General features: G+C 34.4%; 43 protein-coding genes. 14 read left to right on the top strand and 29 right to left on the bottom strand.

The window, feature by feature from the left end; translation table 11 throughout:
• Positions 1 to 466 precede the first annotated feature (466 nt).
• From SIB75_RS05230 to SIB75_RS05240, 3 genes are all read left to right on the top strand, one after another.
• Positions 467 to 670, top strand: coding sequence for a hypothetical protein (locus SIB75_RS05230; protein ID WP_413390719.1), 204 nt, complete (start codon positions 467 to 469; stop codon positions 668 to 670).
• Positions 671 to 675: 5 nt separating this feature from the next.
• Positions 676 to 939 carry a hypothetical protein gene (locus SIB75_RS05235; RefSeq protein ID WP_158466723.1) on the top strand — a complete coding sequence of 88 codons (264 nt, stop codon included), beginning with the start codon at positions 676 to 678 and terminating at the stop codon, positions 937 to 939.
• Between the two features lie 940 nt (positions 940 to 1,879).
• Positions 1,880 to 2,065, top strand: a complete 186-nt coding sequence (locus SIB75_RS05240; protein ID WP_413684542.1) for a hypothetical protein — start codon at positions 1,880 to 1,882, stop codon at positions 2,063 to 2,065.
• A 46-nt stretch (positions 2,066 to 2,111) separates the two neighbouring features.
• Here the strand turns inward: SIB75_RS05240 and SIB75_RS05245 are convergent, their stop codons facing one another.
• The 8 genes from SIB75_RS05245 to SIB75_RS05280 form a co-directional block, all read right to left on the bottom strand.
• A complete protein-coding gene (locus SIB75_RS05245; protein WP_413684543.1) occupies positions 2,112 to 2,246 on the bottom strand; it encodes a hypothetical protein in 135 nt (44 codons plus the stop codon).
• Between the two features lie 48 nt (positions 2,247 to 2,294).
• Complete coding sequence (locus SIB75_RS05250; protein ID WP_413684544.1) at positions 2,295 to 2,486, bottom strand: hypothetical protein; 192 nt, start codon at positions 2,484 to 2,486, stop codon at positions 2,295 to 2,297.
• Positions 2,487 to 2,576: 90 nt separating this feature from the next.
• On the bottom strand, positions 2,577 to 4,052 hold the full coding sequence (locus tag SIB75_RS05255; RefSeq protein ID WP_413684545.1) for a glycosyl hydrolase family 57: 1,476 nt from the start codon (positions 4,050 to 4,052) through the stop codon (positions 2,577 to 2,579).
• A 200-nt stretch (positions 4,053 to 4,252) separates the two neighbouring features.
• A complete protein-coding gene (locus SIB75_RS05260; protein WP_413684546.1) occupies positions 4,253 to 4,813 on the bottom strand; it encodes a CIA30 family protein in 561 nt (186 codons plus the stop codon).
• A 213-nt stretch (positions 4,814 to 5,026) separates the two neighbouring features.
• On the bottom strand, positions 5,027 to 5,200 hold the full coding sequence (locus tag SIB75_RS05265; RefSeq protein WP_413684547.1) for a hypothetical protein: 174 nt from the start codon (positions 5,198 to 5,200) through the stop codon (positions 5,027 to 5,029).
• A gap of 134 nt (positions 5,201 to 5,334) precedes the next feature.
• A complete protein-coding gene (locus SIB75_RS05270) occupies positions 5,335 to 5,598 on the bottom strand; it encodes a hypothetical protein (protein WP_413684549.1) in 264 nt (87 codons plus the stop codon).
• A gap of 43 nt (positions 5,599 to 5,641) precedes the next feature.
• Complete coding sequence (locus SIB75_RS05275; protein WP_413684551.1) at positions 5,642 to 7,171, bottom strand: phytoene desaturase family protein; 1,530 nt, start codon at positions 7,169 to 7,171, stop codon at positions 5,642 to 5,644.
• A 95-nt stretch (positions 7,172 to 7,266) separates the two neighbouring features.
• A complete protein-coding gene (locus SIB75_RS05280) occupies positions 7,267 to 8,028 on the bottom strand; it encodes a PAP/fibrillin family protein (RefSeq protein WP_413684552.1) in 762 nt (253 codons plus the stop codon).
• 582 nt (positions 8,029 to 8,610) lie between these two features.
• Between SIB75_RS05280 and SIB75_RS05285 the strand changes: the two genes are divergently transcribed.
• Positions 8,611 to 9,228, top strand: coding sequence for a hypothetical protein (locus SIB75_RS05285; RefSeq protein ID WP_413684553.1), 618 nt, complete (start codon positions 8,611 to 8,613; stop codon positions 9,226 to 9,228).
• Positions 9,229 to 9,301: 73 nt separating this feature from the next.
• On the opposite strand, the gene SIB75_RS05290 is transcribed toward SIB75_RS05285, so the two are convergent.
• The gene (locus tag SIB75_RS05290) at positions 9,302 to 9,628 is read right to left on the bottom strand and encodes a hypothetical protein (RefSeq protein ID WP_413684554.1); all 327 of its coding nucleotides are present in this window, start codon (positions 9,626 to 9,628) and stop codon (positions 9,302 to 9,304) included.
• A 173-nt stretch (positions 9,629 to 9,801) separates the two neighbouring features.
• Here SIB75_RS05290 and SIB75_RS05295 point away from each other — a divergent pair, with 173 nt between their 5' ends.
• A complete protein-coding gene (locus SIB75_RS05295) occupies positions 9,802 to 10,389 on the top strand; it encodes a rhomboid family intramembrane serine protease (protein ID WP_413684555.1) in 588 nt (195 codons plus the stop codon).
• Positions 10,390 to 10,480: 91 nt separating this feature from the next.
• Here the strand turns inward: SIB75_RS05295 and SIB75_RS05300 are convergent, their stop codons facing one another.
• The 9 genes from SIB75_RS05300 to SIB75_RS05340 all read right to left on the bottom strand — a co-directional run bounded on the left by SIB75_RS05300 (position 10,481) and on the right by SIB75_RS05340 (position 14,130).
• Positions 10,481 to 10,741: a hypothetical protein gene (locus SIB75_RS05300; protein ID WP_413684557.1), complete on the bottom strand. Its 261-nt coding sequence runs from the start codon at positions 10,739 to 10,741 to the stop codon at positions 10,481 to 10,483.
• A gap of 137 nt (positions 10,742 to 10,878) precedes the next feature.
• Positions 10,879 to 11,082 carry a hypothetical protein gene (locus SIB75_RS05305; RefSeq protein ID WP_413684558.1) on the bottom strand — a complete coding sequence of 68 codons (204 nt, stop codon included), beginning with the start codon at positions 11,080 to 11,082 and terminating at the stop codon, positions 10,879 to 10,881.
• A 51-nt stretch (positions 11,083 to 11,133) separates the two neighbouring features.
• Positions 11,134 to 11,346: a hypothetical protein gene (locus tag SIB75_RS05310; RefSeq protein WP_413684559.1), complete on the bottom strand. Its 213-nt coding sequence runs from the start codon at positions 11,344 to 11,346 to the stop codon at positions 11,134 to 11,136.
• Positions 11,347 to 11,405: 59 nt separating this feature from the next.
• Positions 11,406 to 11,708, bottom strand: a complete 303-nt coding sequence (locus SIB75_RS05315; RefSeq protein WP_413684560.1) for a hypothetical protein — start codon at positions 11,706 to 11,708, stop codon at positions 11,406 to 11,408.
• A 29-nt stretch (positions 11,709 to 11,737) separates the two neighbouring features.
• Positions 11,738 to 11,929, bottom strand: coding sequence for a hypothetical protein (locus tag SIB75_RS05320; RefSeq protein ID WP_413684561.1), 192 nt, complete (start codon positions 11,927 to 11,929; stop codon positions 11,738 to 11,740).
• A 181-nt stretch (positions 11,930 to 12,110) separates the two neighbouring features.
• Positions 12,111 to 12,302, bottom strand: coding sequence for a hypothetical protein (locus tag SIB75_RS05325; RefSeq protein ID WP_413684563.1), 192 nt, complete (start codon positions 12,300 to 12,302; stop codon positions 12,111 to 12,113).
• 268 nt (positions 12,303 to 12,570) lie between these two features.
• Positions 12,571 to 12,771: a hypothetical protein gene (locus SIB75_RS05330; RefSeq protein ID WP_413677957.1), complete on the bottom strand. Its 201-nt coding sequence runs from the start codon at positions 12,769 to 12,771 to the stop codon at positions 12,571 to 12,573.
• Between the two features lie 63 nt (positions 12,772 to 12,834).
• Positions 12,835 to 13,752, bottom strand: coding sequence for an AEC family transporter (locus SIB75_RS05335; protein ID WP_413684565.1), 918 nt, complete (start codon positions 13,750 to 13,752; stop codon positions 12,835 to 12,837).
• A 156-nt stretch (positions 13,753 to 13,908) separates the two neighbouring features.
• Entirely contained in the window at positions 13,909 to 14,130 is a 222-nt protein-coding gene (locus SIB75_RS05340; RefSeq protein WP_413684566.1) for a hypothetical protein, read from the bottom strand.
• 104 nt (positions 14,131 to 14,234) lie between these two features.
• On the opposite strand from SIB75_RS05340, the gene SIB75_RS05345 reads away from it, so the two are divergent.
• Positions 14,235 to 14,546 carry a DUF3764 family protein gene (locus SIB75_RS05345; RefSeq protein WP_158466703.1) on the top strand — a complete coding sequence of 104 codons (312 nt, stop codon included), beginning with the start codon at positions 14,235 to 14,237 and terminating at the stop codon, positions 14,544 to 14,546.
• 742 nt (positions 14,547 to 15,288) lie between these two features.
• Positions 15,289 to 15,486, top strand: coding sequence for a hypothetical protein (locus SIB75_RS05350; protein ID WP_413684568.1), 198 nt, complete (start codon positions 15,289 to 15,291; stop codon positions 15,484 to 15,486).
• A gap of 111 nt (positions 15,487 to 15,597) precedes the next feature.
• On the opposite strand, the gene SIB75_RS05355 is transcribed toward SIB75_RS05350, so the two are convergent.
• Complete coding sequence (locus SIB75_RS05355) at positions 15,598 to 16,101, bottom strand: hypothetical protein (RefSeq protein WP_413684570.1); 504 nt, start codon at positions 16,099 to 16,101, stop codon at positions 15,598 to 15,600.
• Between the two features lie 386 nt (positions 16,102 to 16,487).
• Here SIB75_RS05355 and SIB75_RS05360 point away from each other — a divergent pair, with 386 nt between their 5' ends.
• Positions 16,488 to 16,661: a hypothetical protein gene (locus SIB75_RS05360; protein WP_269605849.1), complete on the top strand. Its 174-nt coding sequence runs from the start codon at positions 16,488 to 16,490 to the stop codon at positions 16,659 to 16,661.
• Positions 16,662 to 16,719: 58 nt separating this feature from the next.
• Here SIB75_RS05360 and SIB75_RS05365 read toward each other — a convergent pair whose 3' ends face one another.
• Positions 16,720 to 17,358: an SOS response-associated peptidase gene (locus tag SIB75_RS05365; RefSeq protein ID WP_413684572.1), complete on the bottom strand. Its 639-nt coding sequence runs from the start codon at positions 17,356 to 17,358 to the stop codon at positions 16,720 to 16,722.
• A gap of 57 nt (positions 17,359 to 17,415) precedes the next feature.
• Entirely contained in the window at positions 17,416 to 18,276 is an 861-nt protein-coding gene (locus SIB75_RS05370; RefSeq protein ID WP_413684574.1) for a PD-(D/E)XK nuclease family protein, read from the bottom strand.
• Between the two features lie 1,361 nt (positions 18,277 to 19,637).
• On the opposite strand from SIB75_RS05370, the gene SIB75_RS05375 reads away from it, so the two are divergent.
• Complete coding sequence (locus tag SIB75_RS05375; RefSeq protein WP_413684576.1) at positions 19,638 to 20,156, top strand: hypothetical protein; 519 nt, start codon at positions 19,638 to 19,640, stop codon at positions 20,154 to 20,156.
• A gap of 113 nt (positions 20,157 to 20,269) precedes the next feature.
• Here the strand turns inward: SIB75_RS05375 and SIB75_RS05380 are convergent, their stop codons facing one another.
• Complete coding sequence (locus tag SIB75_RS05380; protein WP_413684577.1) at positions 20,270 to 20,566, bottom strand: hypothetical protein; 297 nt, start codon at positions 20,564 to 20,566, stop codon at positions 20,270 to 20,272.
• Positions 20,567 to 20,636: 70 nt separating this feature from the next.
• Positions 20,637 to 20,804 carry a hypothetical protein gene (locus SIB75_RS05385; RefSeq protein ID WP_413684578.1) on the bottom strand — a complete coding sequence of 56 codons (168 nt, stop codon included), beginning with the start codon at positions 20,802 to 20,804 and terminating at the stop codon, positions 20,637 to 20,639.
• A 127-nt stretch (positions 20,805 to 20,931) separates the two neighbouring features.
• On the opposite strand from SIB75_RS05385, the gene SIB75_RS05390 reads away from it, so the two are divergent.
• Entirely contained in the window at positions 20,932 to 21,087 is a 156-nt protein-coding gene (locus SIB75_RS05390) for a hypothetical protein (RefSeq protein WP_269605837.1), read from the top strand.
• Positions 21,088 to 21,108: 21 nt separating this feature from the next.
• On the opposite strand, the gene SIB75_RS05395 is transcribed toward SIB75_RS05390, so the two are convergent.
• A complete protein-coding gene (locus SIB75_RS05395; RefSeq protein ID WP_413684581.1) occupies positions 21,109 to 21,267 on the bottom strand; it encodes a hypothetical protein in 159 nt (52 codons plus the stop codon).
• 156 nt (positions 21,268 to 21,423) lie between these two features.
• Between SIB75_RS05395 and SIB75_RS05400 the strand changes: the two genes are divergently transcribed.
• A complete protein-coding gene (locus SIB75_RS05400; protein ID WP_413684582.1) occupies positions 21,424 to 21,711 on the top strand; it encodes a hypothetical protein in 288 nt (95 codons plus the stop codon).
• Positions 21,712 to 21,832: 121 nt separating this feature from the next.
• On the opposite strand, the gene SIB75_RS05405 is transcribed toward SIB75_RS05400, so the two are convergent.
• Positions 21,833 to 21,967, bottom strand: a complete 135-nt coding sequence (locus SIB75_RS05405) for a hypothetical protein (RefSeq protein WP_269617062.1) — start codon at positions 21,965 to 21,967, stop codon at positions 21,833 to 21,835.
• Between the two features lie 194 nt (positions 21,968 to 22,161).
• Between SIB75_RS05405 and SIB75_RS05410 the strand changes: the two genes are divergently transcribed.
• Positions 22,162 to 22,323 (top strand): hypothetical protein, encoded by a 162-nt coding sequence (locus tag SIB75_RS05410; protein ID WP_413684584.1) that lies wholly within the window; start codon positions 22,162 to 22,164, stop codon positions 22,321 to 22,323.
• Between the two features lie 62 nt (positions 22,324 to 22,385).
• A complete protein-coding gene (locus tag SIB75_RS05415) occupies positions 22,386 to 22,646 on the top strand; it encodes a hypothetical protein (protein WP_413684586.1) in 261 nt (86 codons plus the stop codon).
• 12 nt (positions 22,647 to 22,658) lie between these two features.
• Here the strand turns inward: SIB75_RS05415 and SIB75_RS05420 are convergent, their stop codons facing one another.
• On the bottom strand, positions 22,659 to 22,856 hold the full coding sequence (locus tag SIB75_RS05420) for a hypothetical protein (RefSeq protein WP_413684587.1): 198 nt from the start codon (positions 22,854 to 22,856) through the stop codon (positions 22,659 to 22,661).
• 8 nt (positions 22,857 to 22,864) lie between these two features.
• Positions 22,865 to 23,029 carry a hypothetical protein gene (locus SIB75_RS05425; RefSeq protein WP_269605828.1) on the bottom strand — a complete coding sequence of 55 codons (165 nt, stop codon included), beginning with the start codon at positions 23,027 to 23,029 and terminating at the stop codon, positions 22,865 to 22,867.
• Positions 23,030 to 23,239: 210 nt separating this feature from the next.
• Here SIB75_RS05425 and SIB75_RS05430 point away from each other — a divergent pair, with 210 nt between their 5' ends.
• Complete coding sequence (locus SIB75_RS05430) at positions 23,240 to 23,650, top strand: MAPEG family protein (protein ID WP_413684589.1); 411 nt, start codon at positions 23,240 to 23,242, stop codon at positions 23,648 to 23,650.
• Here the strand turns inward: SIB75_RS05430 and SIB75_RS05435 are convergent.
• Positions 23,627 to 23,908 (bottom strand): hypothetical protein, encoded by a 282-nt coding sequence (locus SIB75_RS05435; protein WP_413684591.1) that lies wholly within the window; start codon positions 23,906 to 23,908, stop codon positions 23,627 to 23,629. The two genes, SIB75_RS05430 and SIB75_RS05435, sit on opposite strands and share 24 nt — an antisense overlap.
• A gap of 15 nt (positions 23,909 to 23,923) precedes the next feature.
• A complete protein-coding gene (locus SIB75_RS05440; protein WP_413684593.1) occupies positions 23,924 to 24,772 on the bottom strand; it encodes an LOG family protein in 849 nt (282 codons plus the stop codon).
• Positions 24,773 to 24,794 lie beyond the last annotated feature (22 nt).

Here is a 24,794-nt window from a genome sequence, read left to right on the forward strand (position 1 = left end):
AGTAATATTAGTAATAACTACTTACTCAATTAATAGAGAAGGCTAGTAGTTTTGCGTATTGCATCTACAGCTTCTAACGATATAACTAACTCAAGTTGCATTGTGACATTGTCTATCTTTAAGCGCCTAAGCAACAGGTTTTCAGTGAAAAAGTATGACCACAGCAAATGTTATTCAAGATGCGAAATGCAACCTTTACCTAATGAGATTTATCAAGACATTGTTGATTTTCAAACCGATGTGAATAGACCTATAGACATTTCTATTTATCGGGAATTTAAAAAAGAAGCTGCATGAGTTCCTAACTAGATTGTTTTGGTTCTTATTTTCTTTGATTCCACTTATCTATTAATAGGGTGTAAATTTTCTAGCTTTACATTTTTGTTGAATAAGGCTATTAATTTTTTTTCCTTGAGTTATCGAATGACTGTAGAGTAGAAAGAAAGAAGTAATTAAATTTTTATTGATGGATAGCTTGAAAGCCAAGTCTTTGGCTAATGAATTAAATGAATTAGCATGTAAAGGATGCACTGAAGGATGGCTAGAGAAACACGATGGACTATCAGATCCAATTCAAGATATTAATGAGTGTGGATCTCTTGGATTTATTACCCCTGAAAGACAAGAGCGGTTAATTAATGAAGTTAAAGAGATTAAAGCTAAAAATTAAATAATATGGATAAAAAAAAAGAAAGTAGCCCGAGTAAATTTTCTGTTCCTCCTTTCGCTTCAGATGATGAGATATGGATAAAAATTCTTGAAGTTTTGACACCATCTGAACAGCTAGAGGCTAGCCGTTCAAAATCAGAGTTCAATGATCCATATATGGGTGGTAAAGAGATTATTGTTAAACGCTCTGATCAGTCCGACATAGCTGTTGCGTTACTTTCTGAAGTCACTGCTGATGGTGATGAATGGGCAATATATAGAGAACTTTGAAATGGATGCTTATTCATTAATTGCATTGGGGACCATTATATTATCTCTTTTTAGTTTGGTGTTGCTTTCTAAATTATTTAGAAATTTAATTAGAAAGCAAATAGATGATCAAATGAAAGATATGATTCCGATAAAAGCTATTCGAAAAAGAATAGGAATAAGAATAAAATTGAGAAAATAGCACAAATATTATTTTAATTTTGAGTTAGTTGTTTACAGCTTTTCTTTTTTATGCGATTTTTTTATATAACTATTAATATGAGATATTCAAATGAAGATTAATCCCTATTTCGCTATTACGTTTTAGTTAAAATATGATTCATATATCAGTTTTTCTTATGCATATAAGTTAGTAAGTAATACCGATAGAAAAAAATAAAAAGAAAGGATATATTAACTCCAATTGTAGGAGACCTTTATGAATACGATTGATGCTAAGAAAATGTCTCAAGGTCAAGTTGATCCGATTGAAGATTATCTTGAGTGTGTAACATACTGTTCAATATCTAGCAGTGCGGAAGAGAACGATTGCCAAACTATATGTATGGAAAGGCACTTGAAAAGCTCATATTTTTAGCTTATTCACCAAAAATTAAAACTAGAGAAAATTACAGCTCTTTAATAATGCAATTAACTATTTGAATCTCAATCTCAAATTAGAGACTTAAATAAACTCTCTTATCTAGCGAGCAATAATGGTCGAAAAATCTATGAATAATCAAGTATGAATAAGTATACATTCGTTTGATTTATACCAAATATTTTCATGTTTAATAAATGACTTGAGCAGTTCTACCTAGTCCTACTTAGCTGTTGATGTGGTTAAAAGAGCACTAGTCTTGAGTAATCATTTTTAAAAATCTAATTTTGATGTTGGGGTAATAACAAAAGGTTTAAATACTTATGAAAAAAAAGGACATGATTGCCATCTTAGAATTAGATGATATATAAAATTTTGGCTCATCCCATATCTTGGTATTGGCTTATTGGCTTTTTTCTATGGATGGTTCACAACGTTTTGGTTCTTAATCGTAAAGTTAATATTGACAAAGAACGACAAATATCAAAGCGATTTAATGCAATCTCAAGGCTCTATCCAGAAGGTACGTACATTTCAAATAGATAATAATCATTATTTAATTTTAATTATCATCAGCCCTTTCTTGGTTGCATTAATAATGGGGTGGTTTAGAAGTTTCTTCAGGGAAATATTCTTCAGTTTCATTTTCATATGAGTCACCTTTCTTTTTGAAGTATTCCTCTGATGGGTCGTAACCATCGTTGTCTGGATTGATTTTTCCTTTCATAGTTTAATATTTTTTCTTTAGCGAGATCAGTGGATCTGTCAAAGTATGTTATCCAGCCATCCCATTACAGATAATTCCTGCTTTGGCCATTGAAATTAAAACTAAATGATGAAAGCTAGGAACGGCTTTGTCTAATGCTATGAGAAATATAAGCAATGACATTGATGTCATTGAAAGATATTGCATCCAATGAATACCTGCTTTATCCAGTCCATTTTTGTCAAAACTTGTACTAGTCATTTTATTAAAGCTTTGGTCGGTGACATTAACGCAAAAAATTATTTTTTGCTAGTTATTTCTTTTTCTTGATTGATGCCTTTACAAAATTGATTAACTGCTCTGTGCTGATATTTCAAAGTTTCTAATTACCTCTTCACCCTTTCTGAAGATCGTTTTTGCATATTCAGTCCATTTTCCCTGTCCCCAATAACGGAAGCAGCTAGTTTCTAATAGCAAAAGGTATAGGAGCGCTTCTTGATAGTCATGGGTTTTCGTTAACGATGGATTTTGAACTAATAAATGGTCAAATGTTTCGTGAAAATAGGAACTAAGTTTTGAAATTGGTTCTAAAACATTTATATATCCATCTTCCCAACTCAAATTGTTAGTCCAGCTGGCTCCACTCAAAGAAAAAGATTGATCTTCCTCTTTTAATTCATTAATTGCTTTTTTAACCAAAGTAGGAGTTATAGGACCTGAGATTTTTTCCCATATTCTGTGTTGTCCGACTGCTTGTATCAATGGATAATTATTTTCATCAATATCTAAAGTCTCCAGGAAGTCGAGATATTCAGATCCGTTCATAGCAATTGTGGGGCTTATGTCGTTTTTAGGACCAATTCTTTTATAAGCCTGAATAAAAGCTTGAGGAAATTCGTTCATCATTACACCGCCATTTTCTCCATCAGCAATTTGGGAAACCAGCGAGGGGATAATATGTTCACCTAAATTTTGTTTATTTAGCCCTATTGCCTCGTAATAAGGTTGCATTTGTCCAATAAGCTTTGTATCTGATCCTTGAGTTTTTATTAGTGAAATAATAGAGATGGTCTCTCCATTACTACTTTGAGCTTTGAGCCTATTAGGAATATATTTTTGCTCGTCTCTTAGATTAGAGCCATCTATATTTTGAACACTATGTTCTTGAACCATTACCCAGCGATATCCACATTCCTTAAGAGCTTTGATTAACTGAAATAGAACATCCGGATGGTTTGGAAGATGCATCTCAGGAAGAGAGAACCCATTTACTCGACGCAATGCATCTTCTCCAAATAATGACGAGTAGTGGTGCTGCCAGGCTGTTATCTGTAATTTAAAGTCAGAAGGTGGAGTCGAAGAGGCTACAGCATGACTCCAAAAGGTTCCTAGCCATTCAACATGTGGTTGAACTGTGGAATCACACGTTAGGAGCTTTAAAGATGCGAGAATATCCTCGCGACCCATTTGTTCGATTCCCCAAAGAAGATTACCGGAGTAATCAAGCATTATTTTGGGATCATATCCTTCATCTATCAGGCTTGGAATTATTTCAGCTAGACGTTTATAGCATTGAGCAAATGGTTCGGCATTGTGATTATCTCCTTCTGAAGTGTGTTCAAACATATATTGCAAATGTGAAATGAGCTCTCCATTGTTACCTGCTGGAATTGTTGGTTGATGCATATGGAGGGCACATGCAAATCCTGAATTAACATTCTCTAACCTTGACTTTTTTTCGAATTGTCTACTATCTCTTTCCTTATTTACTAACTTATCAATTTCAAATTCAAAACCACATATCGGTGGTATGTCTTTGTTATTCATTTTATTGAGGTTATATATTTAAAGCAATCCCATTGAAAGGAAATTTTCTGAATTGATTGGAGTATAAACAATAAAAAATGTTTTTCATAGATTTAATTTGTTTTACTGTCCAATCTTTTGAGAAATACTTTTACTATTCATTGTATTTTTATTACCTATGAAATCAGAACATTATAAAAATTTTTATTTTTCTAATTGTGCTAATAGACACTAATTGATTGTAATAAAAAATTTATTTTGCCTGGCTTAAAGCCAGGATTCAATTCTCCTGGTTTACCAAATTTTGAATGTAGTAATTGAAATTGGGTTATAGATTCTGATTTGAATATAATTGGTGAAGAAATTTTTTTTGCTAGAACAGTTGGTTCAAGGCTTTCAAAAGGCACTTTGATAGTTGTTGTCCCAAATCTTTTTGTCTCTATTTCTGCTACCCATCTGAGCCCACCAGGTGATTTGTCTAGGAAAAATTCTCTTAACCTAAAAATTCCATATTTACATGACACTCCAAATTTTAAAGTTCGACCTTTACCTTCAATTTTTAATTCAAAACCTTGAAAATTGGATAAATTTAGAACAGGTGAAAATATTGGAGATTTGCAACTAACAAAACCTCCTTTTTCCTCAACCACAACACCTTCCAGGGAGAGGCCTTTTGAGGAAGATCTACAAACTGCCTTGCTCGAACCTCCCATAACAGTGTCGTTCAAAGAAAACCAATCATCAAAGTCACTGGATGACACGACTTTTGCTAGCTCCGACATTTTTAACTACAATTTTTTTAACTCTATAAAATTTTTTTGTGAATCATGAGTTTAAAAATGTAGATTTCACCAGTTAAAGAAAAATACCTTTGCGTCTCGTTAAGTGATTCTTTTTGTCTTTGAGTTAATTTTTAATCACTAATAAGGCTATTAGAATAGCTTTTGATCTGAGATGATTTGCTTGAGCTGGTTTAAAGTTTTACCGATTGAAGGTCAATTATTAAAGAGAAGGCAAGCCGGAGATGATGGATTTATAGTGCATTCAGCATCCCAAAAGCCTTCAACTTCGATACCTTCCCAATGATTAATCATTGTTTCTAATTCCTTGATTCTTTCTTTGGCGACATCAATTTTTCCAAGGATATTTGATGAAGTTTCTTTCTTCATGATTTTTTCTCGTTACTATCTTTATTTAACTACTAAATTGATATTAAATCTATCGATATAATTACGGTTGTATTTGTTCCTATTAGAAATTGAATAAATGTATTCAGAAATTTTTCTATTTTCTTATTTAAAATCTATCTTTGGTTGAAATAGAACGAATTACAAAAATTACCAACATTATTTGTCTCAGCTTTAAGACCTGTTTTCTTTGCAATCACTTTGATCTTTGTGTTTTTTTCTTTTCGTGAGTAGTCATTCTGATTAAGGTACATTGTGTAGTATTCCCTGCATAAATTTGATAGCTCTTTCTCTCTTGAAAATGGGATACGACCTACAGCTATCACAATCAGAGCTAGAGCGATTACTCCTGTAAAAGCTTTATTGAGTGAGTTACTCATTTGATTTGTATTTTCATGTTGTCTATCAACAATAGGTGTTTTCTTATATGTCTAGCTCTTTGATTAGATCTCTTTGAAATTTGGAACCAAGAATTGTAGTGGCGGCCATAGCGCCACTGGCTGCTACTGGTGGAATACCGATCCCTGGAAATGTACTTGAACCGCACATTAAAAGATTTTTAAGTGGAGTTTTATTCCCTGGGAAAAGTCCTTTTGCAGCTGATAATGCTGGACCGTAACTTCCATGTTTAGTATTTAGAAATCTTTGATGTGTAAGTGGTGTCCCTAGCATTTTTATTTCGATTCTTTCTTCTATATCTGGCACCAATTTTTTAATTGGTTTCCAGAAGACTGAACACCGCTCTTCTTTTGTCCTTTCATATTCTTCTGTACCAATCTTAAGATTTTCCCATATTTCCCAAGGCTCATTAGCAGGTGTATATCCGTGAAGAATATGTTTGTTGGGGGGTGACATTGTTGGATCCAAAGTCGATGGTATAGAGAGAACTACTACATTTCTTTCGGTAGTAATACCTTTAGACCAATCATCAACCCATATTGAGTGGAGTGGAATATTTTCTAGACCTTCTGCATTAAACCCAAGATGTACATGAAGAAATGACTTGCATTTTGGAGTAGTGGACGTTTCCTCTCTCCATTTTTGAGATATTTCTTTGGGTATTAAATCAAGGGTGTTCCAAATATCTGCATTACTAACAATATGATCTGCAAAGATTTTCTCACCATTTCTTAGCTCAATTCCGATTGCTTTATTCCTCTTTATAATTATCTGACTAACTTTTGAATTAAGTTGAAGATTGCCTCCAAATGAGTAAATTCCATTTAATAGAGCCTTAACGATAGATTCACTGCCTCCCTTTGGATATTCCAGGTAGGCATCTGGTTTAAACCAATCATCAATAAGGGTTGCCATCGCAGCTGCATTCGTTTCGTCTTTGGATAAACCGCTTATTAGAAAGCAAAGTAAATCAACCCAATTTCGTAAAAATGGATCTTTGAGATATTCATCAACTAATTTTCCAAAAGCACCTCCAAGGTATTTAAAAGATTTCAAGTGAGTGAGGAGTGTTTTACTACGTCTTAAGAGCTGAAAAATAGCTTCCTTGTTTTGACTTAGCGCTATTAGGGGAATTGCATTAGCTGCTGCACCAATTGGTTTAATTACTTTAATAAAATGTTCCCATTCTTTAATGGCATCATTTCCGCTAATTGAATTGATCTGATCAAGGAATCTTTTATCTCCAACTCCAATCGTGTAGTCACCTTCAGGAATTTGAACATTCCAATCCTGATATTTAATTAATTCAACTTTTTGGTTAAGAGCTTTTAGGACTTGACCTAAAGGATTTGTCGTAGGCCAAGTACCTATTCCACTCCAAAGAGATGGTCCAGATTCAAATGTATATCCATCTTTCTGAAAACCATGAGCGGCTCCTCCTGGTTTTGAGTGAGCCTCAAGAATTAGGACTTTTTTGCCAGCTTTTGCTAGCAATCCTCCGCAACATAATCCTCCTATACCACTCCCAATTACTATTACTTCTGGATTTTTCATTTATTTTTTTTAAAGTAAATTTTCTTCTTTAGAGTTTCTACTACAAATTCATCGGAATTGCTTCAGTGAATTCAGTATTTGAGAAGGGAATTTGCTTAATTTTTTTTTTGGTCTAGAAGAGGAATAGATGGTCGTATGTAAATAAACATTGCTCCGTGCATATCTCTAATGATTCTTAAATCTTCGTCAACATAGATCACGTTAATCTTACAATTTGGATTTTCTTTATTCCATGGAAGAAGTTTCCATACGGTTTTAACTGGATACCATCTTTCCATGAGAATGGAATTTACAAATGGAATTTTTCCCAGACCATCAACCTCTGACACCTTAGTCTTCTCTAACTCCATAGAAAGTATGTTGTCTTTTAGTTGAAGCCCCTTTGCCAGAGTTATGACGCGACCACCAAAGGTAGGCAGTAGCTTGAACCACCCAAGGATTGGGATTGTTGTAAGTCCAAAGATAGTGGTATCAAAGGTGGAGATCATTTCCCCTTTATTAAAATTGAGATATTGACCAACTCTCCCAACTGTTGATAAACCAAATGAACCAACCTGTAAAAGATGAAGCTTGAAAAACAAATCGCTTTTTGATTTGTCGTTTAAAGCCTTTTCAATGGCTAAAAAAAATGGAGAGCTTCTAAATAATTCAACTGATGAGTAAATAAGCTCCCATTCACCTTCAATTGAGCTCTGAGTTATTTCATCTGATAGGGGCAGTAGATCTTCAACTAATTTATTCATCTCTACTAATTTATTTTGGTACATGGGAGCAATCATTGCGTTCATTCTTTGACCTCTATCTGTTGCTGCCGCCACCTGGTAAATAAGGGCTTTGAGATCCTTCCTATCTTGCATTTTATTGATTTGGTTAATTCGTTCTTAACATTTTGACCTTAACTAAAATTTCTTAAAGGCCTTGAATATATATTCGGTTTAACAAGTAATATTTGAGCGTTTCTCATTGATTTGGCTTATAACATCCATATGATTACAACTAAAACCTTACTACTGACAATATTTGTTCCGTTGGCTTGTCTTAAATTTTTTGGCTTCTATAAAAAAATACTCAAGGTCTCAGAACCGTCTCTAAAGCAAATAAAAGCTAAATTAGAAAGAACATTTGCAATAGATAGCTAGCTGATTGGTCAAATTTTTGTGTTTTGTGTTTTGTGTTTATGGTGATTATTGTTTGCTTTTTTGAGAAAGAATAAACCTTTCATTCCTTCTTGATAGTCATTTTTTCCTCAAGTGAGTCTTTACCTATTTTTTTTTAAACAAGCCTATGACTTGATTTTTGTACTCCTTATATCTTTTTATGAATAGTATTTTATGTAAATTAATAAGATGTAAATGCTATTTACATCTACATGTAAATAGATTGTTCGGCTTGGATGCCCACAATGTGCTAGATGTTGTATATAGGTAATTCTTAATTCAATGTCTAAATTAAGTATCAAAGTTAGCGCTAAAGGCGAAGCCATGATCGCTACTCTTCAAAAGGAAATTTTTAACCGAAGAAGAAAAAAAGTAACAGCATCACAAGTTGTTGAAACTCTTGTAGAGAGCGGTGCTAAGTCACAATCTGATAAGCGTTATGCTGCTTCTTGGAAAAACTTAATCAAGGATATTGAGAAAGCTGCAAAAGTTTCTGAGATCCATGGTAATAAGCCTGCAAATGTTAGTGCTGATGAGTGGGCTTTAATCATTTCTCATCGTACTCGTAAGAGCACAAGTGCTAAGAAGGTTTCAGCAAAACCCTCTGCTAAAAAGACAACCGTCAAAAAATCAGTTGCTAAAAAGGCCGCTGCTAAAAAAACCGTTACTAAAAAAGCAATTTCAAAGAAGACAGTAACTAAAGCTGCTCCAGCCAAGAGCGCTGCAAAAGCAAAAGTTAAGACTTCTAAAGTTAAAACAGCAGTTAAGAAAGTAGCTTCTGCTCAAGCTAAAAAAGCAACTTCAAGCGCTAATTCAGTTTCAAAGAGAGCATCTAAGGCTGTTGCAGGAAGACCTGCGAAGCGTGCAAGAAAAGTTAGTCTTAAAGCTGTAAAAGCTTAGTCAAAAAGCCAGATCCGTTTAAGCGGCCTGAAAAGTGCAATGCTTTTCTCTGGCTATTTTAGTAAATATGTCATTAGTATCCCAAGCCTACATTGCCTTTTGTGTAGCCTTGGCAGTAGTACTTGGCGTGGTAGTAGTGATTAGTAATATCAGCTTTCTCTCCTTCTAGTCCATCGATTCTTTTCTTTCCTAATTTCAATTCTCTTGCAGCCTTTTCCCCTGTAATTAAATCAGCGCTTAGACGTCCGCAAATATCATTCACTTTGAAGTCTTTTGCTGAAGGACCTCTGACATAGCCTGCAAAAATTGCAAGAAATAATCCAAGCGTTATAAACCTTCGGTGGTTTCTCCACCATTCATAACTATTGAGATTTATTCTCTTTTTTACATCAATTTTCATTTATATCAATAATAGATTTTTTCACCTTAGGCCTTAGTCCCTTTCTTTATGGATGATGTTCTTGATAGGTAAATATTTTAGCTTATTCACATAGTTAAAGTATTAGCCCTATTCTTTTTTCAATAGATCATATTCACGAAGTACGATTGGATTATTGGTAAATCTATTTACGAATGCTTGAGAAGATTTCAAAAGATGATTGGCAATATTTTGTCCCCTTTTTGGCTTGCACTATTTGCTTCTTTGCAACAGATTTCTTTGGAATAATTGATAAGGCTTCCATTGCTTATTGGTCTGGACGTTTGTTTTATGAGCCATACAGGATTATTACATCCCATTTTTTTCATGGTGATGTTAATCATTTATTGGCAAATATCTCTGGAATCATCGTAGCTAGATATTTTCTTAAATCTTTAAGCCTTCAAAGTGACTATTTCTTTCTGGCTTTTATTGTATTGATAATGCCTCTCCAAGCGTTCATTTGTTGGTGCGTAGATATTTTAATTTATAGAAATCCTATGTCTCTAGCCATTGGCTTTAGTGGTGTTTTATTTGGTATCGACGCGTTTATTCTAATGACTACAATTCTTGGAAAGAAAAGATTTTTGTTCATTGGATGTCACCTAAGGAAAGATCCAAGATTACTTAAATCTATTTCTGTGCTTACAGGTATTGGAATTATTTGGTCATTCTTACCTGGAATTAGTTTGTTAGGTCATATGTCTGGACTTATGGCAGGATTTCTATTGTTTTGGCTCTAAACAAACTATTGATTTGATGTTATTGATTCTTACGAAAAACGTTATCTTCTGAATAGTAAAAAGCCTCAACTCAACTTTAATTGAGTTGCCTTCACTTCACTTGATAAACTTTTGACCTTCCATTGCACTTACGCACAGCCCATTCGATTGGAGATTTTAAACTTTCTTTTTCAACACAAATAGTCTGATAATTAGCCCATTTAGCTATTGGCCCAAGCCTTATTGCAATTAGTGCAAGGCTAAACGCACATAAAAATGCACACAACAGCAACCCAATTCCAGTAAATAGATCATTAAACTTGAACTTCATTTCTGTCAGATTGAAGCCCTTATTTTTCTTTGTCTCACTCATAGAACTAATGTGGTGGAATGAAATGCCTCAATATTTAAAGTCTTTTATACTGTTACCTCTTTTATGGTGGCATAGAGAATAAAAGCTGAATGAATTTTATAGATCTATTTATTGATAGTTAACAGTTGGAAATTTTCTTAGGTTTCTTCATTTGTCTTTTCCCCATTAAACATCCTTTTCTCCCCGATCACGATGGTTAACCATCCAAGTGCTAGAAGCCCTCCAGCTTGATAGTCTCCTTTTAGAAAATCAAATAGAGCGAGGGTGCTTGCAGAAATAGCAAGAGTACGAACAGCAAACCTTGCAAAGGTAATTCTCTTTTTTTTAATAGGTTTATTCATATGCCCATTTTGCAGGGACTAACTTCGTAAAACAAATTTTGGTTGGATGAGTTATTGAAATTTATTCTTTTGAAAACATCTTGTTAATAGAATTAAATCTATCATTTCTTCTTTGTCGTAAGAAGATTGATCCTTTCCCATCACACCGCTTCCCTCTGTTAAACCTTGTAGTTCTAGTTTCTTTCTAATCAACATTTTTCTTTCTGCACTTGAAAGATTTTTAAAACGTTTTTTCCTTTCTTCACGACTTTCACTATTGCTCATTGGATTTGTTTAATAATAATTTGTCTATTAATAATGAATTGATAATTGTTTTTACTATTTTAATTCATTAAATAATTGTTATCTAGAAGTGCATCAATTACTTTTGCTCCTCTTGATTTATTCCCAAGAGAAAGGGGATTGGCCTTATCTAGTATTGAAGCAAAGCAAGTGAGCCAACTACTACCTTCGCAAACTTGAGCTGCCTCGCAAATGTGCTTTGGTGCTTTTTCTGTGCAACCTTGAGTACGAGAAAATTTAATAGATTCAAGTTGAGAATCAAGTTCTAATTCTAGTAATGATATTTCGTCTTTATTAATACATTCACCAGCAGCGTAGCTTTCAAGCAAAATTTGATAGTTCATTATTTAAAGAGTTTTAGTAATATTGAGAACTAAGATCGAAAAAGTTTTTCTAAATCTTGCTTCACTTTCTCAAATTCATTTAGTTTTTTTGGGTTTGTTTTTTGCCCCCATTTATCTACTTCTCCAGTTCGACCATTTTTAATTGTCATCCTTATCCACCAAAATTGAAGACTCAAGAAAATCAGAGCAAAAAAAATTAGTTCAAGAGTTCCTTGTTTCATCCAAAACTATTCTAATAAATTGAACCTTTCCTTATCGTTGTACTCATTTTTCATGTATTGATTACTCATTAGGATCAACCTCAGTGATTTTTAGATTTAAGCCAACGTAAAGAAGAATACCTCCAATAAGAGGGTTCCAAAGCCCCAATTGGTTTAAATCATGTGATTGCAGAAATTCCATTTATTCTTCATCTCTTCTAATGATGATTTGGTTTGTTTTATATTCAGATACTACCCTATTAGCTATTTCAACAATAAATGAATTTGGACACCGTAAAGCCACTTGTAACTCAACTAATTCATCAGAAATAAACTCTATACTCCTTGCAATAACTGCTTGATGCTCTTCTTTTGGTTCCCATTCTTTACCCATTAATTTTCTTGATAATGATCTGCTATTTCGTTAAGCATATTTGAAATATATTTTTTATTTGCAGTTGTTTGCGCTTTTAATTTTTTCGCATGCGACTTTGACTTGCATACATGCACTTTCTATCACTTCAAGTTCCTCATTTGTAGGATGCCATTATTCAGGAATATTAAATATGAGTCAAACCAAACATGATCCCTTTTGAGATTGCCCATCCAATACCTAGACATATAGCAACTGTAAAAAGTGTTTTTAAAAGGTCCATATCCTTTTAGTCCCTTCCAAATGCAGTTCTTAAAGAACTTGAAAAATCGAATTGAACTCCATCATTAGATGAACCTAGGTTTTGAATTAGCTTTGAACTGGCAAATCTTGATTGGGTTGATGAATAAATTGATTGAGATTTTACTGCTGATGATTTTACTGCCGCTGTTTTCTTTGCTGTCGCTTTTGTTGCTGTAGCTGAGGTCATTAAAAAAATTGTATTTCTTACAACTTAGACAAACTGAGTTAAAAGGCGATAGTTGTTAACTTTTTACAATCTTAAAATCATCAACCAAGCAGGGATTGATATGAGCGCGATAATCGTACTTAAGACAACAAGCGATGTGGCTTCATCTTCATCTCTTGACGCCGCTTGGGATATTAGTAAGACAGATATTGCTGTTGGCGCAGCTGATTGAAGTACTAAAGCCTCTCGCATGACGTTGGGTAATCTGATCGCTGAGGAAATGATCAACATAATGACTGGCAATCCAACCAGTTTCATGATTAAAGCATTTTTTATGGATGTTATTTGGATTTTTATTCTTGAGAGATTTGCTTTCCTCAACCAACTTAGACGCATTCCAACGATTAAAAGTGCTAAAACAATTACAACCCTTGAAGGTATCCAAAGTAAGGCTGTTATTTGTTCATTCCATGGTGATGAATGAACAATTAATGCGCCAATCAGTCCATTTACAGCAGGGCTTCTAAAGATTGCTTTTATGAAATTCTGCCAATATCTATTAGAGCTTAAAACTTTTGAAGGATCTGTTAGCAGTATTGGACCGATACTCCAAATTACCAATGTCGCACCAAGGTCAAAACCTATGCTGTAAATCAAAGCATGATTTGGAAGCAGTGCTAGTGAAACTGGTATTCCGAAATACCCAGTATTTCCGAATGCACTACCTAATTGAAGAGATCTGTTTGGTATTAAGTTTTTTATACCAGGAAGGCAATTTAATAGAGTCATTAAAAAGCCAATAGCTACTAACGCTAATAGAGCAGATTCAATTAAAGGTGATTCAAGGCCAGACTTAAGTAATATCCCCATCAAGCTGATAGGAATTCCATAGCTCATTAAAGGACGAGATATCGTTAGGGATAAATCTTTTTTAAATCGTCCTAGTAAATAGCCTATTAAAAGACATGGTATTAATTCAGCTAAAAGAAAGATTATTTCCAACTGAGTAAAGCGAATATCATTTTGTGATGTTGAGTTGTCAGGAGTAATTTTATGATTAATTCGTTATCTTAACTTTAGTTTATCTTTGCAAGTACTTTTCAGGTTAGGGTATCTGGTTCTTTTCACTGATTGAGAAAGTCTGAATTCGTAGTTAGCTTATTTCTCCTTGTAAATACTTTTTTCTGAACAACCTAATCTTTCTCCAAAAAGAATATCTGTGCACATGGCATTACATAAAAGATAAACGACCCAACTGGTAACAGGGACTCCGATTAAATAACTAAATGGGTGCTTTACTTTGATGTACCCAACAATGGCAACGATTAGAACAACAATTAAGTTGATGATTCGTTTGATGGTTTTTTTTGGTATCTGCATCAGCTATTTCTAGCAGAAAGTTTTCTTAATTATCTAGTTTTTACAACAACTGTTAGTCAGTTTTGTTTTGTTTGGGTATCGTTTGCCCATATTAAAGATTTTATATGTCTTCTACTGTCACCTCAGTTTTTACTTTTAAGGTTGAAAGCACCTTTGATGAGTGGGCTGCAATTTTCGACAGCAAAGAAGCTACAAGAAGGCATAGAGAGTTTAATATTCAGCCTTTGTACAGAGGGTGTAGTGATGATGACCCTCAAAAAATAATTGTTATACATCAGCACCCAGAGGGGAATATTGAGAAATTTATAGAAGCCAATGGAGACTGGATGGCGAGCCACAGAGTCGATCTATCTACAATGGAGAAGTCTGCTTGGACATGGACCGACAACAGCAGTGTTCAGTTTAAAGCTGCTTAATAAAACAAGGGTCGTGTACTTATGGAATCGCCATAGATCAAATACCATATTTTACTATTTCTAGCCATTTCAAATGTTTAAAAGTAGTGCATATCTAGATTTTAATGGTTAGTTTTATTGATTAATTATTTCTCTACCAAAAGAAATTTTTTTGTGTAGAGATCTGAGTTGTTAAAAAATTGAAATTGAATCAGATAATTCCATGGGTATTGAGATTATTCCTATAAATAAAATTAGGATTGGTATATTCCATAATATAATGAGTTGAATAAACTTAAATTTGGTGAATTTAAACATAGTTAGTAATCAGTTCGTTTGAGTCCCCATAAATTCCCTTGCTCGGAGGCTTTAACAATCGCTTTGTAAATATCTAAAGTCATAACTTTAATTAATTGAATAATTTTTTTAAAGTTACCTTTTTCCTTAATGTCTGTATGTAGGGAGAAATACCAAATCTATAAAGTATTTATTATTAATGTAATTAGATTTTCTAATAATTGAATATTTAGATGCTTTGTAATTTTCAAGTCTTTTCAAATTTAAACAATTTTTAAAAATACAATTTAACTAAAATTTGGTTACCACGATCTTCATCAAGAATTTAGTTCAGATATTATTTGAGATCTAATTGATCAAAAGCATTTGTCTTTTTATATTCGGTTTCCTATCCCAAATTGTTCGGTAGATTTCTTTCAGAACCATTTTGTTATTTTTAGAATTTTGGCAGTTGATATTTAAAAAATTGTCTTCCAGACCAATTACATCCTGTAAGAGATACGCTGTTACCTACCGAGATCTAGCTAACAAAAGACATGAGTTAGGGTTTTATGCCATTGATGCTTTTGAAGCTAGACAGTTAGCGATTGAGTTCAATAAATTTGTTCGAGAGCATCCAAATTCTATTGATAGGATTTCTTTAAGAAATAAAGTTATCGCTTGATGTCATGTGTAACATTTGATTATTAATTTATGTTCGGAGATTTTGGTTATTAAAAATATTCTTAGAAGAATTTGCTGAATAAAATATCTAGGGTTATTCAAAGCTATTTGCTTATTTATCTTTTACCCATAGGGCAAGTCCTCCACCTTTTCCCCTTGCTGACAACCATTTACCATTTGGGTCGATAGCTATTAATGCAAAAAACGGCCTCTTCTTTTGATCCGGTGCCGGTAGAGATCTCTTTAGAATAGTTAATGAAGCTAGTTTTATTTGAATGCAATCAAAAGTAAAGGGTAGTAATGGCTGCTTCCTTTCTAAATTCGCGTAGCCACTGAATCTCAGGGTTAGTAATCCAAATTTAATTGCGTTGGCGATAGTAAATTTATCTTCTTCTGGATTCTGTGTATCTTTCTTCAACTCTAGACTGGCTGAAAGAACCTGTAGCAATGTGCTTGAAATCGTGTCTTCTGTATCTGATCCCTGCTTCCAAACTGAATTAAATTTCCATAGTCCTAATAGAGAGTCAAATTCAATGCCACTCCCATCTACTCTTGCGCTTTTTTCTAATTCTTTAAGTTTGTCTAGAGAAGGAAGATCCATTTTATTTCCGTCCATCACCATTAATTTTGTTTTGGCTAATTTTAATCAGATATCTGACGTCTAGTGGTTTTAGGCTTTATTAATTTTTCAGCCATGAGTAGTTTTGAGTTAATAATTGGCTTAATTTTACATTTATTTATTCATTTGCTTTCTTTCAATATCTAATCTTCATTATGTATCTTATGAGACTTTTAAATATTTAGGTCATAATTAGAAATCAATAAGAGAGTGAGTCCCTAGTTTTGGCTAATGAATTTAAACCAAGTACATCATCACTCTTAACAGTAGGACTAAATTTATTTATGCTTATTTTTTTGCTTTTAGCTATTTAGTTCATAATATTCAAGATATGGACGGTGCTTATTCTTTTTGTTTAAATGGAGTGTTAATTAACTTCCCAAATGACTACCTTTAGAGAAAGAATTAATTCACATCTCCCGATAGTGCTTCAATTGTTAAGCACTGCATCCTTGGTTGTGATCGCTCTGTCTGCTATTTGTGGATCTCAATCATTGAAGAAATTGTCTTCTGCCCATGAAATGCCTAACTCGGCAGAAGTTCATCACGATCATTGAAGTCCTGATCTTATAAAATGTATAAAAGGGCTTGTATAAGCCCTTTTATATCTTGATTTTATAGGAAGGATAATTGGTCGGCATTAGGTTTGTTTATTGGCTCGGCTGTCCATTCTTCTGGGTCCCATTTAGTCATTAGCGGTTTTAAAGCTTTAAGGCCTTGAGCATTTTTAACTGAAGAGATCCATTCTTCTTCTAGCCCATTTGGAATAATAACGGGCATACGGTTATGAAATTGTTTGACTAAATCATTTGGTTCGGTCGTTAGCACACAACAGCTCTCTAGTTCACATCCTTCTTTAGACATCCATCGATTCCAAAGTCCTCCTAACCAGAAAGTTTGAGAATCTTTTCTACCTATTAGGTGACCTTTTTCAAGAAAACCACTGGCTGGTATTAAACATCTCTTATGCTTCCAGCTTGCACGAAAAAGTTTCTTCTCTTCAACACTTTCTGATCTCGCGTTAAATGGCTTTGGCCTTGTGTTCTGAAAAGGGTCTTTACTCCACTCAGATATAAACCCCCATAGCATTAGGGTTGTTTGTGTCTTGCCTTCATTCTTAAGAACAAGAATTGGAGAACCTGGTTTGATTAATATTTGTGGTTCATAATTTTGACTCAGTCCCTTTGGCACATCTTTTTTTAAAAGATCAGGTAAATTTATAAATTTTGTTAATAGCTGATATCTTCCGCACATCCCATTAATCCTTTAGACGTTTTTTGATCAGAATCATTTTTAAAAATATTAGCGTTCTTAAAATAATGGCAAAGTTCCTTGTGTAATTTCTTTTTTTCTTGAATTTCCTGAAAACAGTATTTTCGAATATTGATCTGCATAGGCGCAGTTCTTGCATGAAGGATTTGATTCTGGAATCTCTGATTGATTCATTAGTGTGACCATTTCATCTAGTCGACTCTCTATCCAATCATTGCTCCATTTGTAGGGAACAAGATATTCATCAAAATGCATGGTCTTATTAAATTCATCTTCATCCCTCTTTGCATTACAAACTAAAAAATATGATATTGGATGAACACTAAAACCCATCCCCGAGAGTAAGTAAGCATAAAAGTCCATTTGAATTTTATAGGCCTCGTGAAAAGGATCCTCTAAATAATCTTTCTTATCAACTCTTCCGTTTTTTGCTTGTGATTTGTAATCCACAATTATTAATTGTCTTGTAATAGTGTCTTGCCAAATATCGTCTACACCTCCAGTCAAAATTATTCCGGTATCCTTGTAACGATGCATTAGTCCCCGATTGAGTGAGTTTCTCCAGTTATCTATTTCAGGATGATCAAATGGAACAACATGAGATAGTCCATTAGATGCAAATATTCTGTGTGGAACCTGCTTTTGTCTGCAATCGTCAAATTCTTTTTTTAGTAATAGGTCAGTGGTTTCATTGAGAGTCCAACCTGGTGTCCCAGGAGGATCAAGACCTCTTACCCTATCGAGATAAAAGCACCTTTGACACGTCAGATAATTCGAGAAACGACCTCTACTAATTTTGAAATCTTCTTGTTGATTTGGCTTATAGAGAGAAGACTTACGACTTCGAAGGCCTGTGGCTTCAATTGGTTCTTTTTTGCTATTTCTTTTGAGATCAATCATTTTGTGTAATCACATAAAGATTTCAACTGGATTTATTCGATAGATTTAATGTTTTTAGCGTAATTGTCTTTTTCCTATCAATTAAAAGATTTAAAACCGTTTTACTTAATTGAGAAGGATTTTTCAATTAATCGTTTTTAAACCTTTATAAGCTACTTTTCCGAAGATTTAGGTAAGGACATATTTTTGTAGCTCGCAAATTCATTCAAATAACAAAAGTTTTCCACAGCTCCTAGATGCTTAATATTGACAAAATCCATCTGTAAAAGGTTTTCCAATAAAAAAGACCCTAGGTATGGTGTCCTACGGGCCTGGGTGATGGGGATACTATTTCTAACCCTATTTCCCATATAAATCAACCCCCCCCTACAGATGGTGTTCATTTACGCCTGGGATAAAACATATGGTGGTTAAATGTTGCCTAATCTGATTGATTTGATATTATTTTGTAAAGCTGGGTGATGGGGATCCTTCAGCATTTTATTTTGCCCTCATGAGATGAGGGCTTTTTTATTGCTTTTTTGTTTTGTTGTGGACCTATCCTTTTAATTATTTTTAAATAACCTTTACCTAGCCTTTATCTCCTTGAAATATTCATCGTGTTTGAGCATCTTGTTTGTTCGATTTTTTGTATTGCAGGCGACATATTTTAGATGTTTTGAAATATACGGCATCACATTATCTATTGATTCTTGCTAGTACATGTGTACTGCTACAGGTAAATTACTCCATCTGCTTCCCCATATGCTGTCTTTAAGGCTGAAGAATGGGTATCTGCCGTAGCCCAACCTATTGGAATTGATTAATGTCTACGCCTCGCCCCAAAGAAACTTGCACCGATCAGGTATTCGGTCAAGAAGAAGAGTGGCAATTCCTTGATAAAGGGTTCTCAAAAATACATGTTCAGCTTGCGTTTGCATGACATGTCAACATTTCAATTATTCCAGCGACAAGCATTGCAGAACAATTCTTTCGTGTCATGTTCATCGTCGTCTTTTTCCTCATAGAGACCATTTAATTTCACGTTGTCTTCTTTGGATGCGGCAACTAGAGAAAGAGATTGGTTGGTGTCCAGAGATAGCCTGACACTTTGAATAGATCAATTTGCTTATTAGTGTCCCATGCCATCTTTGATCAGCATATGAGGTCTATTAGCGTTATTGACTAGCATTTTTTTTGTATTGGTTTTGGTTTTTCTCTCGCCCACTTGATATAGCTTGATAGCCAAGATCCAATTATTTGAAGATGTCATTTTAATTGATATTGATAGATATATGAAAATTTAGTAGTCGATTAACCATTGACTATTGAATTAAATACCCTATATGTGATAGATGTATTAAGAAAGTAATTATTGAGTTATGTCTCAGTTATCCATCAAAGTTAGTGCTAAAGGTGATGCCTTGATTGCTACCTTGCAAAAGGAGATCTTTAACAGGCGTCGTAAGAAGGTTACTGCTTCTCAAGTGGTTGAAACCCTTGTGGAAAGCGGTGCTAAATCTCAGTCTGATAAACGTTACGCAGCTTCTTGGAAAAACCTAATTAAAGATATCGAAAAAGCAGCTAAAGTTTCTGAGGTCCATGGAAATAAGCCAGCAAATATTAGCGCTGATGAATGGGCTTTAATTCTTTCTCATCGCACACGTAAAGGCTCTGCTCCAAAAGCTGCTGCAGCAAAAAAAACCACAGTTAAAAAAGCTGTAGCTAAAAAGCCTGTAGCTAAAAAGGCAACAGCAAAGAAAGCAGTAGCTAAAAAGCCAGTAGCTAAAAAAGCTGCAGCCAAAGCTAAAGCTGAGGTTTCTGCAGTTGTTAAGCCAAGTGCTGGTAGACCTGCTAGACGTGCACGCAAAGCCAGAAAAGCACCTGAAGCTGCTAAATAAAGCTTACCCAGACCGTCAGGCGGCATGAGAGGTTCAATGCCTCTCACTGGTGTTTTTGGTAGTTATCTTGTTTATATTTATTTGGATCTGTTTGCTCAGGTAGGCCTCTTTCTTTAATCAGTAACTATTAAACCTGCATTACATAGAGAGTTGAATACTTTTTTTTTGCGCTCCATTGTTTTTTCTGTTGGCTGAAGCATATCAAGTATGGACGCAATACAACTTATTTCATAGGAACCGTGGGAAATGAGTGCTGCATCACATATTTCATTATTAGCAATTACAGGTTCGATACCAGTGAATTTCAATTTCTGTATTGATGCTTTTAAAACTTGCTCGAGATATTCTAGTTGTTCGTTATTCAATGTCTTTCTGTCTACATAATCCATTAGAACTAATGAGGGCGTCACTACTAAATCTATAAAAAACTAATTTAACTACTTTTTAGAAATATTTTGATCTTTTTAGATTTTCTATCTTTTAGTTATCTTTTTTATTCATATCGGCTTTATATGCATTGAGAGCATCTTTAATTCTTCCTGGTGCAAAAGGATTTTTACCTTTTGCCTCTTTCTTTGCTTCTTGCCATGCATTGTCGATTTCTTTCTTTGCTATCGGATCGTTATTGAAATTTTTGTATAGCTTCATCAGATACCAAGTGCTTAAAACTAATAGTCCCAGACCTAATAAATACATGAGACTGTCTCGATAATTACGACAATCTAACCAATAGAACAGAAATTGCGCCTATAAATAAAAAAAATACGTATTCGCTATGCCACTTATCGTAGATCCTTCTAAAGATACGAGTAATGGAGTTGGGAAGATTTTTAGAACAATCAATATCACACTTGCCATCGCACTACCTTTGTCAGCAATTTTGGTGACTATCTTTTGGGGCTTAAAACATGGTTTCAGTAGTTTTATTTGATATCAATGGAGACATCATTTTTTATCCAAATAAAGTATTAATGAGTTGAACAAATAATTTGATACTCCAAAATAAGATGCCACCATAAATAAATCCTGCCAGACCAGAAGCCCAGTCATTGAATAATTTCCATGAAATGATTATCACGAGGATTCCAAGTAAGAGTGAATATGTAGCCATTATTTTGTTATCTCTTTTAAGAGACGCTTTGTGAAAAATTTTAGAGGTCGGTATTCCTAACTTTTGAGTAGTAGCAACCGAAGTGAGTTGTATTTACCGAATTAATTTCTACGGTATGCCTCATCCCTAACTGAATTACTTTAGGACAGAGTAGTTGTGTACTCCGAAAGAAAAGTTATGTACACTTCACTCTTCGACACTTTTTTCTCTGATTCTTTAATTGCGCCTACCAGAACTGTTTATGTGGTTTCTGATAGTCAGCTTGAAGAGCTTAAGCGTAATCAACGTCAAGAGGAACTCGACGACATCGAGGACTCCAGAAAAAGACTAGAAGAGAGCTATCAAGCTCGTATCAAAGTTCTTGATGAACGTCAAAATGAGATAAAAGAGGAACTTAAGGCTTGGTCTCCCGCAAAGTTTAAGGCTACCCTTAATAAGAAGTAACTGTTAGTTGATCTGAAGAATGTGTTTTTAGCACCTCCCTATTTAAGTGGAGGTGCTTTTTTACTAAATGTTCAAATGATTTTTTTCAAGGCATTTCTTTGTAACTAAATCTATGAAAGTGTTAATTGTCTAGATTCTCCTTTTGGCTTTCTTCAAGTGCCTTATTACCTTCTTTGAGGGTCGTTCTTACCCACCAAACTGAAATTCCTGTAATAGCGATGCCTAATGTCATTATTGAAATTATTGTTGAAGTCACTTGTCATAACTCATAATTAGTTGAGTTGATTTTGCTTTTTTTAAGCAGCTGATCAGATGTCAAAAAAGGAGTTTCCTAGATTAAAATTATATTAATTGATGACTCTAAAATAATTTAAGAGAAAGATGAGGATAAATTCACTTGTCATAGGCCTTCTTGATGGTTTATACCGAGATTAATTGAAGAGGAAAACTATGAAACTTCAAACTTCATTTAGTGTCCCCAGAGAAAATATGGGTGACATAGGTAGAAAACACGAGGCACTCAAAAGAGGAATGACAGCGATCGCTTCATACTGGGAGAGAGAGTGTGCTTTAAATCCTTCCTCACCTGCGTGTCTGATTTTTGAGGACTAGTAGTTGAAAGTAAATAAGGAAATATACTTTCCTTGAGCAAATAGTTAATCTTTTACTTCTCAATGAAAAGTGTTATAAAACCCTGGTTTGGATTATTTCTGTCCCTGTTTTTAGTAATTAGTTTTTGCTTTCAGTCAGTTGAAGCACAGCCGGTGTTAATGACAACTGCTGTTGATATTGAAAATGATCAAGGCTCAATGGATACCAAAAGTATTGATGATCTTTTAGGGCCAGATACAAATTTCCCATTTGATCCAGCGAATCATAGAGATGGATCTAATCCGATTAAAAGGATTGGCAAAATAAGCGACGATAATTTGTAAATACGTACCTTTTTATTTTTTAAGCAAAAGTTCTAAACGTTTTTTTTGTTCTTCAAGAGATTCGGTCTTTTCATTTCTTTTTGCCTCCATTCTATTTTTTATTGACTCATCAGCTTGTCTCGCGATACTTGCCTTCCTAAGGAACACAAGGATTGATATCACAGCAAATAAAAGTGCAAGTGAACCCAATGGAACTATTGTTGCGCTCATTTCTTCCATTAGTAATTACAGGCGTTATATAAACGATTAGCTTTCTGCTGATCCTCACATTTTTTTAGTTTTGTCTCTAATTCTTCCATCTCTTTTTGTGCCTGATTGATTAATTCCAATGACCATTGCCAGTTTCGCTCATTGCAATGTTGTTTTGCAGAATCCCAGTCCATGGTTGGATTACTTTGATAATGGATGATTTAGTCGAGCAGAACTCTTTATGACTCCTAGAGAATAACAAGCTTATTAACTAATTATTGTGTTTTTATCTTCTTTTTGAAAATTTTATTTGAATGAACTTTTAGGCTTATCAGGTGAAACCCAACCTTTGATCCTCACTTTGACTCTGCCTCGCTTAGGCTCGAAATATCATTTTTTATTCCATGGAAACAGCTTTTGCTTGGAGCCTTTGCCTGTCTGTCGTTGTTGTTTTGCTTTCAATAGGCCCACTAACTTATGGCCGAGTCAAAGCTGGATATTCTGCTGAGAATATGAGTGCTCCAAGGGCTTTGTTTGACGAGCTCCCCGATTTTGGTAAAAGAGCTGTTTGGTGTCATCAAAATTGCTGGGAGAGCATAACTCTTCACGCTCCTGCATGTCTGCTATGTCTTATTGCTGGTGTTGTCTCTCCTGTGGCCGTAATAGCTGCGTGGGTTCACCCAATTGTGAGGTTTATCTATATCGGTGCTTATGTTGGCGATATTCCTCCTGCTAGAGGACTTTGTTGGGCATCGGGTCTTTTGTGTTCAACTCTTTTGTATAAAGAGGGCTTAACTGCTTTGCTTTCTTCTTAATTGATCAACGATTAAACTTCTTGGCTTGCCAGTCTTAACAGGATTTAATCGATCAAGTACAACTGCTACTGCTGTAAACCAAGAACTTCCCTCTGGAATATTGGTTTGATTACAAATATGTTTTGGAGCTAGTTCAAGGGAGACATTCGTATCGATTTCTTTGATTACCTGTTGATAATGTTTTTCTAAAAGCTCAATATCCTCTTCCTCGAGAATGTTGCCTGAACAATACCAATCTAGTGATGTTTTCCAATCCATTATCAGATGATACGTTTATTGTTTGATAATGTCCCATGCTTCTGAAGCACTATCGGCGTATTGAAAGAGATTCATGTGCTCATCTGAGATAAGTCCATGGTCTGAAAGAAATTGAAAGTTGATCACTTTCGACCAATAATCTCGACCAAATAGAATTATTGGGATTTGTGTTTTCATTCCTGTTTGACGAAGAGTTAGTAATTCAAAGAGTTCATCAAATGTTCCAAATCCCCCAGGGAAAAAGACAGCTGCAACTGATCGCATCACAAAATGAAATTTTCGTAAGGCGAAATAATTAAATTTGAAGCAAAGCCCAGGAGTGATATAAGCATTGGGATGTTGTTCGTTTGGGAGACTTATATTTAAACCTATGGATTTACAGTCGGCATCAAAAGCGCCTCTGTTGGCAGCCTCCATAATCCCTGGGCCGCCACCAGTGACAATTACATGTGAATTGCAGTGTTCTTTTTGGTTTTGTCTGGAGACAATCTTTGCGAATTCTCTGGCCGAATCGTAGTAATGAGATATCGATTGTAAATTCTTTAGACGTGTTATTTCTCTCTGTAAATCAGATGAGCTCGGATCTTTGGTGAGAGAGTTCTTCGCTAGTTCAAGTCTGTTATTTATAGAGCTTTTATCGGTAAGGCTCGCTCCTCCAAAGATGATGATTGTTGATAAAATATTTTGTTCTTCTAGGATTTTTTCTGGTTTATTAATTTCTAGAAGCATTCGCACTCCTCTCATTTCATCACTATTGAGTAACTCTCTATCTTCATGGGCTAATTGGTAATTGTTCGAACTAATAATTAATTCAAGGTTTTTCCTGACTAGTTCTGGATCGTCACTTCTATTTTGAGTACTCATCAAAATATGCCTCCTTGAGTTT

This window comes from Prochlorococcus sp. MIT 1011, from assembly GCF_047305235.1.
GTDB lineage: Bacteria > Cyanobacteriota > Cyanobacteriia > PCC-6307 > Cyanobiaceae > Prochlorococcus_B.

Coding starts and splice junctions, on each gene's coding strand:
- SIB75_RS05390 (WP_269605837.1), top strand. CDS start 20,932: ATGCCACTTATCGTAGATCCTTCTAAAGATACGAGTAATGGAGTTGGG.
- SIB75_RS05315 (WP_413684560.1), bottom strand. CDS start 11,708: ATGAACTATCAAATTTTGCTTGAAAGCTACGCTGCTGGTGAATGTATT.
- SIB75_RS05240 (WP_413684542.1), top strand. CDS start 1,880: ATGATATATAAAATTTTGGCTCATCCCATATCTTGGTATTGGCTTATT.
- SIB75_RS05375 (WP_413684576.1), top strand. CDS start 19,638: ATGTCTCAGTTATCCATCAAAGTTAGTGCTAAAGGTGATGCCTTGATT.
- SIB75_RS05280 (WP_413684552.1), bottom strand. CDS start 8,028: ATGCAAGATAGGAAGGATCTCAAAGCCCTTATTTACCAGGTGGCGGCA.
- SIB75_RS05360 (WP_269605849.1), top strand. CDS start 16,488: ATGACTACCTTTAGAGAAAGAATTAATTCACATCTCCCGATAGTGCTT.
- SIB75_RS05385 (WP_413684578.1), bottom strand. CDS start 20,804: ATGAAGCTATACAAAAATTTCAATAACGATCCGATAGCAAAGAAAGAA.
- SIB75_RS05285 (WP_413684553.1), top strand. CDS start 8,611: ATGTCTAAATTAAGTATCAAAGTTAGCGCTAAAGGCGAAGCCATGATC.
- SIB75_RS05345 (WP_158466703.1), top strand. CDS start 14,235: ATGTCTTCTACTGTCACCTCAGTTTTTACTTTTAAGGTTGAAAGCACC.
- SIB75_RS05275 (WP_413684551.1), bottom strand. CDS start 7,171: ATGAAAAATCCAGAAGTAATAGTAATTGGGAGTGGTATAGGAGGATTA.
- SIB75_RS05250 (WP_413684544.1), bottom strand. CDS start 2,486: ATGACTAGTACAAGTTTTGACAAAAATGGACTGGATAAAGCAGGTATT.
- SIB75_RS05415 (WP_413684586.1), top strand. CDS start 22,386: ATGAAAAGTGTTATAAAACCCTGGTTTGGATTATTTCTGTCCCTGTTT.
- SIB75_RS05255 (WP_413684545.1), bottom strand. CDS start 4,052: ATGAATAACAAAGACATACCACCGATATGTGGTTTTGAATTTGAAATT.
- SIB75_RS05290 (WP_413684554.1), bottom strand. CDS start 9,628: ATGAAAATTGATGTAAAAAAGAGAATAAATCTCAATAGTTATGAATGG.
- SIB75_RS05270 (WP_413684549.1), bottom strand. CDS start 5,598: ATGAGTAACTCACTCAATAAAGCTTTTACAGGAGTAATCGCTCTAGCT.
- SIB75_RS05355 (WP_413684570.1), bottom strand. CDS start 16,101: ATGGACGGAAATAAAATGGATCTTCCTTCTCTAGACAAACTTAAAGAA.
- SIB75_RS05425 (WP_269605828.1), bottom strand. CDS start 23,029: ATGGACTGGGATTCTGCAAAACAACATTGCAATGAGCGAAACTGGCAA.
- SIB75_RS05440 (WP_413684593.1), bottom strand. CDS start 24,772: ATGAGTACTCAAAATAGAAGTGACGATCCAGAACTAGTCAGGAAAAAC.
- SIB75_RS05325 (WP_413684563.1), bottom strand. CDS start 12,302: ATGGGTAAAGAATGGGAACCAAAAGAAGAGCATCAAGCAGTTATTGCA.
- SIB75_RS05410 (WP_413684584.1), top strand. CDS start 22,162: ATGAAACTTCAAACTTCATTTAGTGTCCCCAGAGAAAATATGGGTGAC.
- SIB75_RS05420 (WP_413684587.1), bottom strand. CDS start 22,856: ATGAGCGCAACAATAGTTCCATTGGGTTCACTTGCACTTTTATTTGCT.
- SIB75_RS05430 (WP_413684589.1), top strand. CDS start 23,240: ATGGAAACAGCTTTTGCTTGGAGCCTTTGCCTGTCTGTCGTTGTTGTT.
- SIB75_RS05395 (WP_413684581.1), bottom strand. CDS start 21,267: ATGGCTACATATTCACTCTTACTTGGAATCCTCGTGATAATCATTTCA.
- SIB75_RS05300 (WP_413684557.1), bottom strand. CDS start 10,741: ATGAGTGAGACAAAGAAAAATAAGGGCTTCAATCTGACAGAAATGAAG.
- SIB75_RS05230 (WP_413390719.1), top strand. CDS start 467: ATGGATAGCTTGAAAGCCAAGTCTTTGGCTAATGAATTAAATGAATTA.
- SIB75_RS05305 (WP_413684558.1), bottom strand. CDS start 11,082: ATGAATAAACCTATTAAAAAAAAGAGAATTACCTTTGCAAGGTTTGCT.
- SIB75_RS05295 (WP_413684555.1), top strand. CDS start 9,802: ATGCTTGAGAAGATTTCAAAAGATGATTGGCAATATTTTGTCCCCTTT.
- SIB75_RS05310 (WP_413684559.1), bottom strand. CDS start 11,346: ATGAGCAATAGTGAAAGTCGTGAAGAAAGGAAAAAACGTTTTAAAAAT.
- SIB75_RS05320 (WP_413684561.1), bottom strand. CDS start 11,929: ATGAAACAAGGAACTCTTGAACTAATTTTTTTTGCTCTGATTTTCTTG.
- SIB75_RS05370 (WP_413684574.1), bottom strand. CDS start 18,276: ATGATTGATCTCAAAAGAAATAGCAAAAAAGAACCAATTGAAGCCACA.
- SIB75_RS05265 (WP_413684547.1), bottom strand. CDS start 5,200: ATGAAGAAAGAAACTTCATCAAATATCCTTGGAAAAATTGATGTCGCC.
- SIB75_RS05235 (WP_158466723.1), top strand. CDS start 676: ATGGATAAAAAAAAAGAAAGTAGCCCGAGTAAATTTTCTGTTCCTCCT.
- SIB75_RS05340 (WP_413684566.1), bottom strand. CDS start 14,130: ATGCAGATACCAAAAAAAACCATCAAACGAATCATCAACTTAATTGTT.
- SIB75_RS05365 (WP_413684572.1), bottom strand. CDS start 17,358: ATGTGCGGAAGATATCAGCTATTAACAAAATTTATAAATTTACCTGAT.
- SIB75_RS05260 (WP_413684546.1), bottom strand. CDS start 4,813: ATGTCGGAGCTAGCAAAAGTCGTGTCATCCAGTGACTTTGATGATTGG.
- SIB75_RS05245 (WP_413684543.1), bottom strand. CDS start 2,246: ATGAAAGGAAAAATCAATCCAGACAACGATGGTTACGACCCATCAGAG.
- SIB75_RS05435 (WP_413684591.1), bottom strand. CDS start 23,908: ATGGATTGGAAAACATCACTAGATTGGTATTGTTCAGGCAACATTCTC.
- SIB75_RS05330 (WP_413677957.1), bottom strand. CDS start 12,771: ATGACCTCAGCTACAGCAACAAAAGCGACAGCAAAGAAAACAGCGGCA.